Origin of the sequence: Corynebacterium sp. HMSC072A04 (assembly GCF_001809235.1) — a bacterium.
In the GTDB taxonomy this organism is placed as follows: domain Bacteria; phylum Actinomycetota; class Actinomycetes; order Mycobacteriales; family Mycobacteriaceae; genus Corynebacterium; species Corynebacterium hiratae.
This window is the reverse complement of sequence record NZ_KV796762.1, coordinates 1-13,161: the sequence shown is the minus strand read 5'-3', so window position 1 is coordinate 13,161 and position 13,161 is coordinate 1. Positions and strand designations below refer to the sequence as shown.

Genomic DNA, 13,161 nt, shown 5'->3' with positions numbered 1-13,161 from the left:
CACCAACGGGCTAGTCCGAGACTTCCTACCCAAAGGAAGCGACTTTAGTACCCTGACGCTTCAAAAGGCGTTCAACACATTCAAGACCTACTCAACGGGCGCCCCAGAAAAGTCCTCAACTGGTACACACCAGAAGAGAAAATCCAAGAACTATTCAAGTGATGCATCCACCACTTGAAACCGCCTGCGGCGGGCGGGAAAACTTTGGCAACAAGGGCACCTCAGCGAGGCCGTACTATGCACCCAACTCAACCCTCAGCTAATTCCTTGAGTGCTGCCAAGTGGCCGTCGAAGGCAATCTTGCCTTGCTCAGTCAATGCGACCCACACCGAGTCCTTCGCACGGCTGGTGCCGTACTCGCGGAAGCGAGTCACGTAGCCGGCTTTTTCCAGAGCTCCGAGCTGCTTAGACAGGGAGGCATCGGAAAGCTCCGTGCGAGCGCGCAACATGGCGAACTTCATCTCTCGGTTTACCTCCCCGCCCTGCGTGGCTCCGAAGGCATTAAGTGTGGCGCAAATCTTAAAGCGATTGAGCGGGTGGATTACCGGGTCAAGTTCACTCATCGCGGCCTCCGATCCAGCGCACCAGTATGTAGTGTCCACAAGACCGCCAAGGCGCACAGCACACCTGCGATGCACGAGGCAATAACGTGTCCTTCAACGAAAGGGTTGAAGAGCGCCGGCAGAATCATAAATCCCAATCCTGCGTAGAAGCGCCAGGTCACATTCCTAGAGGCGTACGGATCAACCTTCTGGCGCATTGAATCCCTCACCCCCGTGCGGTAAAAGACGGCAAGACTCACCAAGAGCGCGAGTAGAAGAAGCAGTCCACCAACAGGAACGAGAGGATGGACGTCATCCTTGATCCACATGTAGGCAAACCACGCGCCGTACGCCGCCGCTGCGAGCAGACTTAGCCAAACGGGTGGCCGTTTGGCCGCGGCCAGCCGTTGTTGTTCCTCAAATGCGAGTGCGTCCCGAACATCCTGATTGGACAAAACTAAAGCTCCCCTCCTGCGGCACCAAAGTCATTGTTTTCCATTACGGAAAGCAACTTACTTTACGCAACGGAAAATAACAAGAGTTTGTATATAGCTGCAGGCTGGGAGCGTAGAAACGTGCTAACAGCGCCTAGTTCAGCGGGTTAACGCCCGCGCCAAACCACCAGATGGCAACGAGCGCGGCCACGCCAATGACGACGAAAATCCAGGACGTTGCCAATGGGCGGCGAGTCCACGAGCGGTTAAAGTCCAGAGAGATGAATCCCGGACCGGTGAACTGCAGGGCCACCGCGATAACGAAGAGGACGAGGCCCAGCCAGACGCTCTCATTCCACGCGAAGACATCCAACCCTGCACCGGAGGCGTTGAGGCCGTGGATAGCGGAGAAACCAGTGACGATAAGGCCGAACATGGCCGCCAGCGGTGTCACCAGACCCAGCAGCAGGAAGGCGCCAGCGATGAGCTGGACGGTGGGCACGCCGATGGCAAGTGCCGCTGCCATGGTGTACTCGCCGAACTCGTTCTCCAGACCCGACAGGCCCTCGTTGCCGCCGAGCTTGAAGAAGGTCGAGGCACCCGCCACGAGCAGGTAAACGCTGAGCGCCAAGCGCACGAAGAGCAGACCGAAGTCGATGGTGCCGCGGCGTGCTGGCTCCGGCTTCTCCTCCACGGCTGCAGGCTCGGAGTCCACGGCGGGATCGGCAACGGCAACCGTGCTTGGTACTTCCTCGTAGGTCTCAGTTGCTGCGGACTCGGTTGCGGTTGCCGATACCGGCATAGCGGTTGTCTGCGTATCAGGCTCGGCCATGGCCTCCGCGCGCGGGAAGGCAGTGGTCTCGGTTTCAGCTGCAGCGCTGTCGAAAGACAAGGACTCGCGGGTGGCGCTCTCAAAGGTTTCGGTTTTGGCTTCAGGCTCTGCCTCAACAGCAGGCTCCTCAGCCTTCTTCGGCTTAATCACCTGCGGCTCGGCGCGGCCGGGGCGTTGGAAGAGGCTACTCTTCTTCGGCTTATCGGCAGCTTCTGCCTCAGGCGTGCTGTCCTTCACGGAGTCTTTCCCCGTGTAGGTCGGGATATCGTCATCAAAGTCGGTGGCTTTATCAGGAGTTTTATCGCTCATGCCTCCAACTTAAGGCAGCACAGCGCCCTTATGGTGCATCTTTATCGGCGCGGCGCGTAGCTAAAACCGCACGGCCTGCGTCTAAGACATCTGCCGTGAGGTCCGCGAGCACTTCCGACTCCAGCCGCCAGCGTTGCCAATAGAGGTCAATGTCGAGCGGGAAGTCGTCGAGAAGCACCAGCTCTCCCGTCTCCAGCAGGGGCTGGGCCTGCAGCCTCGCCACCAGACCCCAGCCCAGGCCGTAGCGCACGGCCTCTACGTAGGACTCCGAAGAGGGAATCTGGGATACCCGCGCGCGCAGGACATGGGAGTCGATGAAGCGCTCACGCATGGCGTCGTCCAAGGTGGCGTCGTTCGGCCCGAAGCCCACGATGGGCAGGGTCTCCCAATCCTCGAAGCCCTCCGCCAGAGCGGGCGCGGCGACGGCAAAGTAGCGCATGGTGCCGAGGTACGTGGATTCACAGCCGGAGACCGGGGTTTGCTCGCGCGTGACCGCGCCCAGCACATCACCCCGGCGCAACATCGCGAGAGTGCGGGCCTCATCCTCGATGCGAATGCGCAGCGCAGCCTCACCGCGCTCGGCGGTGCGCTGGATTACAGGTCTGAACCACGTGGCCAGGGAATCCGAGTTGATGGCAACAGTCAACGGCACGCGGGAGAGGCGCTCGGTGAGCCGCGCATCCGCCTCGGCTTGGACCAGAGCCATGCGCCGCGCGGCTTGGGCGACGATCTCCCCTGCCTCGGTCACGGTGACGGGAGTGCCGCGGCGCAGCAGGATTCGACCAGTCGATACTTCCAACGCCTTGATGCGTTGACTGACGGCCGAAGGAGTGATTCCCAACACAGCCGCAGCGCCCTCGAAGGAGCCTTCATCGATGATGGCCAGCAGAGTTTCAGTATGGAGCGGGTTCATGAAGCTATTTTAAACCAGCTGTAGAAGATTTAACTGGACTTCATATGGCGTTATACGCAGACTAGAAGCCATGTCAGTTTTGCTCGCAGGATTTGCGCTGGGTTTGTCCCTCATCATCGCCATCGGACCGCAGAATGCTTACATCATCAAGATGGGTATTAAACGCGATCATGTCGGGCCCATCCTGTTGGCATGCTTGCTTTCCGACGTCATCCTGATTACCGGCGGCACCGCCGGCGTCGGCGTCCTCGTCGAACGCTTCCCCACCGCGCTCATCGTGGTCAAGTACTTGGGCGCGGCTTACCTCATCTACTTTGGGTTCACGTGCTTCCGCGATGCGTTTAAGAAGCAACAGGAATCACTGGTCATTGAGGAAACCGCACCAGTGGCGCAGGTCGTTGAAGAGAACTCGGGCAGCTCGGGAGCACCGGGAAACTCCGTGCTCACTAAAATTCGCCCCCGCGTGCGCTCGAATTCCTGGGTCAAGCCGGTCCTCGGCGCATTGGCGCTAACCTGGCTCAATCCCCTAGCCTACGTCGACGCGCTGGTCATGCTGGGCTCCATTGCCAACCAGTACGGCGACCAGCGCTGGGTCTTCGCCGGCGGTGCGATTCTGGCCAGCGCCGTGTGGTTCCCCTCCCTCGGCTTTGGTGCCTACAAGCTCTCCCACGTGCTGGCCAAGCCGACGACGTGGCGCGTAGTCAACATCGTCATCGGCTGCGTCATGCTTGCGCTGACGGCGAAGCTCCTGCTTCTCTAGTTCTTCTTTGATTCTTCAGGGATCTCTTCGTCTTCGGCGGGGTCTCCCACCGCGCCGGTTTCCTCGACCCAGGCCTTGATTTCTTCGTCGGTGCGATCTTGCTCCACAGCCTCGCGTTCGGTGTAGTAGGAGTGGTCGTTGCGGTTTTCCTCCCACTTTTCCTTGTCGAAGTCGAGCTCTTCATCCGAGTCCAGCTCCTCCACCACATCGGAGACGAGATCCTCGAAGAGGGCTTCATCGTCCATGTTGGAGTCGGCGATCTGCTGGCCGATTTCATCGTCGTAACGCGCCGCGTCGTACTCTGTGTCGGGGTGCAGCTTGAGGTGCAGCAGGGCGCGGATACGCTCACGGCGCAGGCCCTCGTCCTTAATCTTGCCCAGGGAACGCAGCCACCCAATCACCAGGATGGCCACGAGCACAATGCCCATGTAGCCCAAGACCGGGTAGACGTACTGCATCAGTGCCTTGAAGCCGGCGAAGGAGACGGCGAAGCCAGCAAGGCAGCCGGCGATGAAGATGATGCGGTACTTCGATTCCTTACCAGAAGACAAACGCTTGCCCAGCGCGTAGAACATACCGATGGCCGTGTTGAAGATCATCAGGTAAATGATGATGGCCATGATGACGCCAAGCGTCGGGTGGACGTTATCCACCAAGGTCAGCATCGGGATATCGGAATCGCCGACGTTCTCCGCGTTCATCAGCAGCGAGAAACCGGCGATGGCCATGAGCACCGCGTAGACCGCGCCACCCACGATGCCGCCGACGCCTGCCTCGCGCGGGCTGATGTTATCGCCGCCGATCACCAGGGACATCGATACCGCCAGGATGAGGGCCAGGCCGTTGTAGTTCAGCGCGGAGATGAGCCAGTGCGGGATTGGGGATTCAATCGCCTCGGAGGCGGCAATCGCCGCATCGACGTTGTCCGGCATGTGCAGCAGCGTGTAGGTGCCGGCGAAGAGTACCGCAATGATGATGGTCGGCGTCAGGAGACCGATGACCTGGGAGACCTTATCGACGTCGAACATGCCCGTGATAAGAACCAGGACGAGCATGAGCAGGGAACCCACCCAGGCCGGCCAGCCGAACTGCTGCTGCATGTTAGATCCGGCGCCAGCCAGCATGACAAAGCCCACCGCAAAGAGCGTGAGGATCACCGCGACATCCAGAATGCGCGAAATGATCGGGTGGGTAATGTTCCGGAACACTTGGTTGTGTTCGCTGGCGTGGAAGTAGCTTCCCAGCTGAAGGAACACCGTGCCAGCGAGGGTCATGACCAAGCCGGCTACCAGGATTCCCCACATGCCCGGAATACCAAAGGACGTAAAGTACTGGACAACTTCCTGTCCCGTGGCAAAGCCCGCACCCACGAGCAAGCCAATGAAGGACAAAGCGATGCCCACGACGTTTTTATAAGACACGTTTTCCTATCTGTTTTCTAGTTTCTTCTTTTTATGCTTAGTGGCTAGTGCATAAAAACGCGCCATACTTTGGCACAAGCATGGCGTTACATAGGTTCTACCTTACGCCAACCTGATAGGAAAACATGTGTGCGGCTGTGGAGAGATTGCTCCTACAACCGCTCAAGCATGAGCCGGCTCACCTCTTAGTGCTCGGCAAACGTCGCGGTATCGATGACGAAACGGAATTTCACATCACCCGCGACGACGCGCTCATAGGCCGCGTCTACCTCGTCGACGCCCACCTTTTCGATCACCGCGCCCAGGCCATGCTCGGCGCAGAAGTCCAGCATCTCCTGGGTTTCCGCGATGCCACCAATATTGTTGCCGGTCAGCACCTTGCCGCCGCCGACCAGACGGCTGAGGCGCAGCGGCAGTGCTTCCGGCGGTAGGCCGACCACCGACATAATGCCGCGCGGCTTGAGGAGGCGCAGGTAATCTTCGAGGTCATACTCGGCGGAGATGGTGGACAGGATGAGGTCAAATTCGCCGCGGTGGTTCCTGAAGAAGTCTTCCTCTTCGGTGGTGGCCAGGGTACGGCTCGCCCCCAGCTTCTTGGCCTCCTCTGCCTTGCGCGAGGTGCGCGAGATGACCGTGACATCCGCGCCCTTGGCGGCAGCAATCTGCACGCCCATGTGCCCCAGGCCGCCCAAGCCCACGACGGCTACCTTCTGGCCTTCCTTGACGTCCCAGCGGGCCAGCGGAGAGTACGTAGTGATGCCAGCGCAGAGAAGGGGTGCTGCCACGTCAGAATCAAGGGAATCCGGGATGCGCAGCACGAAGTCTTGATTCACCACGATCTTTTCAGCGTAGCCACCTTGGGTAATCGTGCCATCGACATCCGTGGAGTTATAGGTTCCCACACCGCCCTTGAGGCAGTTCTGCTCCATCCCTGCCTCGCACTGCTCGCACTCACCGCAGGAATTCACCAGGCAGCCCACGCCGACGCGGTCCCCCACCTTGAACTTAGTGACCTCCTCCCCCACGGCGGAGACCACGCCGGCGATCTCGTGGCCAACGGTCAGCGGAAAGTGCGCCTCGCCCCACTCGTTGCGGATGGTGTGGATATCCGAGTGGCAGATGCCTGCTGCTTTGATGTCGATGACAACGTCATCGGCGCGCGGCTCGCGGCGCTGGATGGTCACGACTTCGAAGGGCTCGTTCGGACCGGTCTTCTGCAGTGCTTTAGTAGAAATAGTCATGGCGACCACGGTACCCGCAGCCGCCTGACCTCGCCTAATGGAAATCTATACCGACTAGGAGAGCTTCTTCGCAATCAGCTTGTTGACCTGTCCTGGGTCAGCCTTACCCTGGGTGGCCTTCATGACCGCACCCACGATGGCACCGGTGACCTTCTTGTTGCCGGCCTTGTACTTCTCCACGATGTCCGGGTTAGCGGCCAGGGCATCATCGACGGCCTTCTCGATCGCGCCATCATCGCGCACGACCTCGAGCCCGCGCTTGGCGACGACCTCGTCGACGTCACCCTCACCGGCCAGCACGCCGTCGACCGCCTGGCGAGCCAGCTTGGTGGTCAGCTTGCCTTCCTTGACCAGCTCAACAACGCGAGCGACCTGCGCCGGGGTAATGCCGAGAGTGCTCAGTTCAACGCCAGCCTCATTGGCCTTACCGGTCAGGTAGGACACCCACCAGGAGCGGGCCTCGTCAGGAGTGGTGCCGGCTTCCACTGTTTCGATAATGAGATCGAGAGCGCCGGCGTTGACCAGGTCACGCATCTCCTCGTCCTTGAGGCCCCACTCCTCCTGGATGCGGGCGCGGCGAATCCACGGCATCTCCGGCAGGGTCTGACGGATTTCCTCGACCCACTCGCGGGAGACAATCACCGGCGGCAGGTCCGGGTCGTTGAAGTAACGGTAGTCCTCGGCGGTTTCCTTCGGACGGCCCTTGGAAGTCGAACCATCCGTTTCCTGGTAATGGCGGGTTTCCTGGACGATCTCGCCACCGTCGACAAGCACCTGCGCCTGGCGCTGCATCTCAAAGCGCACCGCCTGCTCCACCGAGCGCAGGGAGTTGATGTTCTTGGTTTCGGTACGGGTGCCGAACTCCTCCTGGCCCACCGGGCGCAGCGAAACGTTGGAATCCACGCGCATCGAGCCTTGATCCATGCGGGCATCGGACACGCCCAGTGCCGCGACGAGCTCACGCAGAGCAGAAACATAGGCGCGGGCGACCTCGGGGGCGCGCTCGCCAGCACCAATGATCGGCTTGGTCACAATCTCGATTAGCGGGATGCCGGCACGGTTGCAGTCCACCAGCGAGGTCGTTGCGCCGTGAATGCGGCCATCGGCACCACCCAGGTGGGTCAGCTTGCCGGTGTCCTCCTCCATGTGAGCGCGCTCAATCTCAACGCGCCACTCAGTGCCGTCGTCGAGGACGACGTCGAGGTAGCCGTCGTAGGCAATCGGCTCATCGTACTGGGAGATCTGGTAGTTCTTCGGCTGGTCCGGGTAGAAGTAGTTCTTGCGGGCGAAACGCGAAGATTCCGCAATCTTGCAGTTCAGCGCCAGGCCGATCTTGATGGCGCCTTCCACGCCCTTGGAGTTGACCACCGGCAAAGCGCCTGGCAAACCGAGGGACACCGGGTCCACGTTGGAGTTGGGGGCTGCGTTGAAGTTCGTGGGCGAGGTGGAGAACATCTTGGTCTCCGTGTTGAGCTCCACGTGAACTTCCATGCCCATAACGGGTTCGAACTTTTCAAGGACCTCGTCATAGTCCATCAGGTCATACATCGCAGCAGTCATGCGTGCCATCTTAGTATGTCAGCGCGACACCGTGCGCAACCGCCTAACCCAACAAGGTGATGCCGTGCGTAATAAGAATCTTGGCTATCATCGCCGCCGGATACACCATGGCATAGCCCAAGGCGACGCGCTGGTCAGTGTTCGTCCGATTGTTCACGAAAGCGAGCACGGCCGGCTGGGTTTGCGCGCCCGCCATAGCACCCGCGGTCTTCGTGGCACCGACGCGCAGGAAGCGGCGCATGACGAGTGCGAATCCGGTCGCCACCAGCGTCGTGATGATCATGCCGAGCAGGAGAATCTTCCACCAGGCTCCACCCGTAAAGGCACCGGCGATTTCCCCGCCCGCATTCGTTCCGGCCTGGGCCAAGAAGAGCAGCAGTCCGAGTTCGGAGAGGATTGTGTTGGCCGAGTGCGGCAGTGCGGTGACGGTATTGCCGATGCGCCCGATACGCGCCATGATCAACGCCACGATGAGGACGCCAGCGGCAGCGCCGAGGCTAAAGGAAGAGCCGCCTGGAAGCGGGATTTCGAGGTGGCCCACGAAAACGCCGAGGGCCATGCCGAGGCCCAAAGACACCGGGTTGATATCTGTCAGGCCTTGCGAGGAATCACCAAGAAAAGTGGAAATCTCCCGCAGGGACTTCTTGGAACCGACGACGCGCACGCGGTCGCCGAGCTCCACGATGTGTTCGGGGATAGCGACCTGGTCATTATCGGCGCGACGAACTCGCGAGATGCGCGCACCCCAGCGATCCGCCAGCTGGTTATTGAGCTCCGCGATGGTCAGGCCCGCCAAGCTGTGCTCGGAAATAGTGATGCGGCGAAAGTCCAACTCGTGGCGGTCATCATTGAGGATCTGCGGGGACTCGCGCCCGGCTCGCTCGATGATGTTGTCCAGGTCCTCCGGGGCACCAACGAGCGTGACCACGTCACCGGGGTGCAGCACATCGAAGAATTTCGGCAAGACGATAAGGTTGCTGCCCACGCGGCGCAGGCGTGTTACCTGCACTTCCCCATTGCCAATATCGGCGATCTCCGCGACTGAGATCTCGCGTTGAATCTGCATGTGCTGGCGCGTGACGGGTGACAGGGTGTCGTCGTCATTGCCGGCGTCGCGAAGCACGAGCACCGTCGCACCGAGCATGCCGATGACACCGAATAGGTAAGCCACCGCGTAGCCCACTGTAGCCGAGCCCGGATCGCCCGTGGCTTCCGACGCCGCCGCCAACGCCGGGGTATTCGTCACCGCACCGGCGAAAGTACCAGCGATGGTGGCATTCGACAGCCCAAAGACATAAGTGCCCAACCCCCACGCGGCAAGCGCCGCGACGATGAAGACTCCGATCATCGACAGCACTGGGCCCGTCGCCGTCTTCAGTGACTTGAAGAAGGACACACCGGAGTTATTGCCAATGCCGAAGGCAAAGAGCACTAAGCCGAACATGCCCAAAATAGGAGGAACGGAGGCCTCCACCCCGGCAGCTGATGCGGCTGCCGAGAATGCGATGCCGAGAAAAAGCACGGCCGCCGCGCCCAAGCTGATGCCCCGCGTCTTGATGCCGCCGAGTGCCATGCCGACACCTATGAGCAGAAACACCAAGAGGACCGGCTGCTCAGCCAGATAAGCTAATACGCTTGTCATCGCTACCTTTAGAAACTATGGATGAGCTAACGGTGGTGTTTAGCCAAACAGGGCCTGTGCGTTGGCATAACGCTTGGCCGGAACCACCTTCAGCTTGCCCACTGCGTCCTCGAGAGGCACGAGTTCAATGTTCTCGCCATGGAGAGCCACACACATGCCGGACTGGCCGTTGTGCGCAGCACGGGCGGCATGGGTGCCGTAGCGAGTGGCCAGCACACGGTCATAGGCCGTCGGCGTACCGCCGCGCTGGATGTGGCCGAGGACGGTGGTGCGCACGTCGTAGCCGGTGCGCTTCTTGATCTCATCACCGATGACCTGGCCAATTCCGTTGAAGGTCTGGTGGCCGAACTGGTCCACACCGCCTTCTTCGAAGTCCATGGTGCCTTCCTTCGGCAGCGCGCCCTCAGCGACGCAAACGATGCCGTACTTCTCACCCATCTGGAAGCGGCGCTCCATGGCCTTGGTGATATCGGCGATATCGAACGGGACCTCAGGGATCACCGTGTAGTGCGCCCCGCCGGCCATGCCAGCGTGCAGCGCGATCCAGCCAACGTGGCGGCCCATAACCTCGACGATGAGGATGCGGTCGTGGGATTCAGCGGTGGTGTGGAGGCGGTCGATCGCGTCAGTCGCCACGGATACTGCGGTGTCGAAACCGAAGGTGTAGTCGGTAGCGTTGACGTCATTATCGATGGTCTTTGGCACACCAACGACCGGGATACCGTTATCGGAGAGCCACTTGGCACCCTTGAGCGTTCCCTCACCGCCGATGGCGATGAGCGCATCGACCTCAGCATCAGCCATGTTGGCCTTGATGGTGTCCAACCCAGCCTTGAATTTATCTGGGTGGAGGCGGCCGGTGCCAAGGATGGTTCCGCCGCGCAGGAGGATGCGGTCGATCTCTGCGTCGTCATAAAGGTCACGGCGGCGGTCTTCCATCAGACCAACCCAGCCGTCCTCGTAGCCGACGACCGTATCGCCGAACTCGTTGGATGCGGTACGAACGACCGCGCGGATAACAGCATTCAGACCGGGGCAATCACCACCGGATGTCAGTACAGCAAGACGCATGACATCCAATCTACTCGCTTCCCTATAGCCTCGCAGTTTCCGCTACCGCATGCAGGGTGTCGCGGAAGAAGAGCGAAGCCATACACCCCACCGCCAGCATCGCAACGATGATCACGAGGGAATCCGCAGCCCCCGCTACCTGCATAACCGCTGACACGGCGGCCACTCCAATGACCGAACCCACCTGCCTGGACGTGTTATAGACGCCGGATGCCGCGCCCATGAGATCTGCGTCAATATCGCGCATCGTCGTCGCGGCGTTGGAACCCCAGATGAAGGACTGTCCCGCCCCCAGCGCCGCGCAGGGCAGGCACAACCACCAGGCCGACACTTCGGCCTGCATGAGGAACCACAGTGCGAGGAAGGTCGCAATCAGGATGCCGAAGCCCGCGACCGCCAAACGACGTGGGTGCAGCTTATCCGCCAGAATGCCCGCCAAGGGCGACACGCACAAAGAGACCAGCGCCATGGGTGTGACGATGATTCCGGCATCGCGCGCCGACATGTCCTGCTCGACCTGCAGCCACATCATGATTGGAATCATCATCGACGCCGCCATAAAGCCCATGGACACGATGGCCACTGAACCTGCGGAGTAGTTGCGGTCCTTAAACAGCACGAGCGGGACGAGCGCCGCCTTCCCCCGCGATGATTGCAAGCGCACGAAGAGGTAGATGCCCACCACACCAGCAAGGAGCAGGACCCAAATCCACCACGGCCAACCAGTCTCTGGGCCCTGTTGCACTGCGAAGACGAAGCACGTTAACGCGATAAACGACGCCCCCACCGACACGAAGTCAATCTTCCCCATCGCCGTTGGCAAGGAAGGCACCCACAGGCCGGATAAGACAATCGCGGCGACAACAAAAGGAACATGGATCCAGAAAACAGCCTGCCACCCAAATGCAGCGACGACGAAGCCTCCCAAGAGCGGTCCGGCAAGTGTGGCCAAAGACCCAACCACTCCCCAGACGCCGAGCGCACGGCCGCGCCGCTCCCGCGCGAAAATACGGTTGATGACGGCCATAGTCTGCGGCATTTGAATCGACGCGCCGAAACCTTGCAAGGCTCTTGCTGCAATAAGAAACTCCACCGAGGGCGCTAACGCGCACAACAGCGCGCCGATGCCAAAGAGCCCGACGCCCAGCTGGAACATTTTCTTCTGGCCGTAGATATCGCCGAGGCGGCCGGTAAACAACAGCGGCACGACCACGGCGAGCAAATAGATGGCGGAAACCCACAGCACCTGGTTGACATCGGCGTGGAACTCACGGCGGACGTCGGGAAGCGCGACGGCAATCATCGATTGGTCGAGCAAGGACATGAAAAAGCCCAGTGATAGCGCGGCCATGGCGAGCCACGCTTGCTTCTCCGACGGCGGCGTTCCTCCGAGTTTCATGCAGCGAAGTCTAGCCACCGCACGCTCACGCGGCCTAAACTGAGGCGCATGGGAATGATTGATATCAAGAAACCGCAGGACGTATCGACGGCAGCGACCGTCACGCTGGGACTTATCGGCGGCTGGCTCACCGCCCGGGAGACTGGCATTCGCCCGCTTGGCGGCGTGGTGCTTGCCGCCGCTGGCGTGTGGGCGGGCCGCAGCTGGTGGGCTAAGACGAACCCGGCCACTACCGTTGGCCTGGCGGCTCTGTACACCGGCGCTTTTGGCCTCTCCCACCCGCTGGCTAAGAAAATGGGCTCCTGGCCCGCAGTCCTCACCGTCACTGCCGCGAGCGCTGGCGCTGCCTACGCGCTTTCCGACGCCAAGTAGATCCCCCTCCCACGCCCCTTCACGCTGTCCTTGACGGCTGGAGGGGCGTTTTACGTCCTCGCGCGGGCAAAGGCTCCAACATTTTTGCGTCGAACGTGCTGGCTAATGTGGGGTGGCTACCCCCGTTTATAGTAACGACTTGACACGAATTTAACGCAGGCTATGGCCATACGGGGTGTGTGACACTAGAATCACGTTTAGAACACTTCTTCTAACACATGTTTATCTCGGGGGAGATACCCATGACCACTGCCACACGCCCACCAACCTTCTTCTTTTCCACCACCAACCCGAATAACCCACACGCCATAGCCCGCGCCAAAACACGACGAGCTGCCTATGACACCTGGGTCGGGGCTATGCCCAGCCTGCAGGCTGATATCAACACCACCGCACTATCCCTAGTTGCTGCCTGGTCACTGCCCGAAGGCCACATCAAATCCGGCCTGCGTGCCATCCACCGCCTAGATAGTCTGCCGAAAGTCAAAGCCATACAAGACACCCACTGCCTGCTCGACATCGAGTCCCTTATTGCTATTGATCAACCCATGTCAGCACTGACAGCCTTAACAGATGAAACCCTGGACTTCATCGACACCCTCCTGGCTGACTTCTTCACCCCTTCTAAGCCGAATCAGGCTTTTCCCACGCGTAGTCAAATCAGG

General features: G+C 60.5%; 11 protein-coding genes and 1 pseudogene. 3 read left to right on the top strand and 9 right to left on the bottom strand.

Translation table 11 applies throughout. The annotated features are described in order from the left end of the window. Positions 1–248 precede the first annotated feature (248 nt). The 3 genes from HMPREF2565_RS03830 to HMPREF2565_RS03815 all read right to left on the bottom strand — a co-directional run bounded on the left by HMPREF2565_RS03830 (position 249) and on the right by HMPREF2565_RS03815 (position 3,030). On the bottom strand, positions 249–563 hold the full coding sequence (locus HMPREF2565_RS03830; RefSeq protein WP_049157204.1) for a transcriptional regulator: 315 nt from the start codon (positions 561–563) through the stop codon (positions 249–251). Between the two features lie 567 nt (positions 564–1,130). Beyond that, complete coding sequence (locus tag HMPREF2565_RS03820; protein WP_046648099.1) at positions 1,131–2,117, bottom strand: DoxX family protein; 987 nt, start codon at positions 2,115–2,117, stop codon at positions 1,131–1,133. Positions 2,118–2,145: 28 nt separating this feature from the next. Continuing rightward, complete coding sequence (locus HMPREF2565_RS03815) at positions 2,146–3,030, bottom strand: LysR family transcriptional regulator ArgP (RefSeq protein WP_049157210.1); 885 nt, start codon at positions 3,028–3,030, stop codon at positions 2,146–2,148. Between the two features lie 70 nt (positions 3,031–3,100). Between HMPREF2565_RS03815 and HMPREF2565_RS03810 the strand changes: the two genes are divergently transcribed. Next, the gene (locus HMPREF2565_RS03810; protein ID WP_049157212.1) at positions 3,101–3,790 is read left to right on the top strand and encodes a LysE/ArgO family amino acid transporter; all 690 of its coding nucleotides are present in this window, start codon (positions 3,101–3,103) and stop codon (positions 3,788–3,790) included. Here the strand turns inward: HMPREF2565_RS03810 and HMPREF2565_RS03805 are convergent. From HMPREF2565_RS03805 to HMPREF2565_RS03780, 6 genes are all read right to left on the bottom strand, one after another. Then, positions 3,787–5,211: a YkvI family membrane protein gene (locus HMPREF2565_RS03805; RefSeq protein ID WP_070821511.1), complete on the bottom strand. Its 1,425-nt coding sequence runs from the start codon at positions 5,209–5,211 to the stop codon at positions 3,787–3,789. The two genes, HMPREF2565_RS03810 and HMPREF2565_RS03805, sit on opposite strands and share 4 nt — an antisense overlap. Positions 5,212–5,396: 185 nt before the next feature. Then, positions 5,397–6,452 (bottom strand): NAD(P)-dependent alcohol dehydrogenase, encoded by a 1,056-nt coding sequence (locus HMPREF2565_RS03800; protein WP_070821510.1) that lies wholly within the window; start codon positions 6,450–6,452, stop codon positions 5,397–5,399. Positions 6,453–6,506: 54 nt separating this feature from the next. Next, entirely contained in the window at positions 6,507–8,012 is a 1,506-nt protein-coding gene (gene gatB, locus HMPREF2565_RS03795) for an Asp-tRNA(Asn)/Glu-tRNA(Gln) amidotransferase subunit GatB (protein WP_010186967.1), read from the bottom strand. Positions 8,013–8,055: 43 nt separating this feature from the next. After that, positions 8,056–9,654: an aspartate:alanine exchanger family transporter gene (locus HMPREF2565_RS03790; RefSeq protein ID WP_049157216.1), complete on the bottom strand. Its 1,599-nt coding sequence runs from the start codon at positions 9,652–9,654 to the stop codon at positions 8,056–8,058. A 39-nt stretch (positions 9,655–9,693) separates the two neighbouring features. Beyond that, positions 9,694–10,725, bottom strand: coding sequence for a 6-phosphofructokinase (locus HMPREF2565_RS03785; protein WP_070511628.1), 1,032 nt, complete (start codon positions 10,723–10,725; stop codon positions 9,694–9,696). Positions 10,726–10,747: 22 nt separating this feature from the next. Next, positions 10,748–12,124 carry an MFS transporter gene (locus HMPREF2565_RS03780; protein WP_070516442.1) on the bottom strand — a complete coding sequence of 459 codons (1,377 nt, stop codon included), beginning with the start codon at positions 12,122–12,124 and terminating at the stop codon, positions 10,748–10,750. A 48-nt stretch (positions 12,125–12,172) separates the two neighbouring features. Between HMPREF2565_RS03780 and HMPREF2565_RS03775 the strand changes: the two genes are divergently transcribed. Beyond that, positions 12,173–12,496, top strand: coding sequence for a hypothetical protein (locus tag HMPREF2565_RS03775; RefSeq protein ID WP_070511621.1), 324 nt, complete (start codon positions 12,173–12,175; stop codon positions 12,494–12,496). A gap of 242 nt (positions 12,497–12,738) precedes the next feature. Continuing rightward, positions 12,739–13,161, top strand: a pseudogene (locus HMPREF2565_RS03770) (HNH endonuclease); the annotation flags it as partial.

Bases quoted from the DNA above. Each gene is read 5' to 3' on its own strand.
- HMPREF2565_RS03830 (WP_049157204.1), bottom strand. From the start codon at position 563: ATGAGTGAACTTGACCCGGTAATCCACCCGCTCAATCGCTTTAAGATT.
- HMPREF2565_RS03820 (WP_046648099.1), bottom strand. From the start codon at position 2,117: ATGAGCGATAAAACTCCTGATAAAGCCACCGACTTTGATGACGATATC.
- HMPREF2565_RS03815 (WP_049157210.1), bottom strand. From the start codon at position 3,030: ATGAACCCGCTCCATACTGAAACTCTGCTGGCCATCATCGATGAAGGC.
- HMPREF2565_RS03810 (WP_049157212.1), top strand. From the start codon at position 3,101: ATGTCAGTTTTGCTCGCAGGATTTGCGCTGGGTTTGTCCCTCATCATC.
- HMPREF2565_RS03800 (WP_070821510.1), bottom strand. From the start codon at position 6,452: ATGACTATTTCTACTAAAGCACTGCAGAAGACCGGTCCGAACGAGCCC.
- gatB (WP_010186967.1), bottom strand. From the start codon at position 8,012: ATGACTGCTGCGATGTATGACCTGATGGACTATGACGAGGTCCTTGAA.
- HMPREF2565_RS03790 (WP_049157216.1), bottom strand. From the start codon at position 9,654: ATGACAAGCGTATTAGCTTATCTGGCTGAGCAGCCGGTCCTCTTGGTG.
- HMPREF2565_RS03785 (WP_070511628.1), bottom strand. From the start codon at position 10,725: ATGCGTCTTGCTGTACTGACATCCGGTGGTGATTGCCCCGGTCTGAAT.
- HMPREF2565_RS03780 (WP_070516442.1), bottom strand. From the start codon at position 12,124: ATGAAACTCGGAGGAACGCCGCCGTCGGAGAAGCAAGCGTGGCTCGCC.
- HMPREF2565_RS03775 (WP_070511621.1), top strand. From the start codon at position 12,173: ATGGGAATGATTGATATCAAGAAACCGCAGGACGTATCGACGGCAGCG.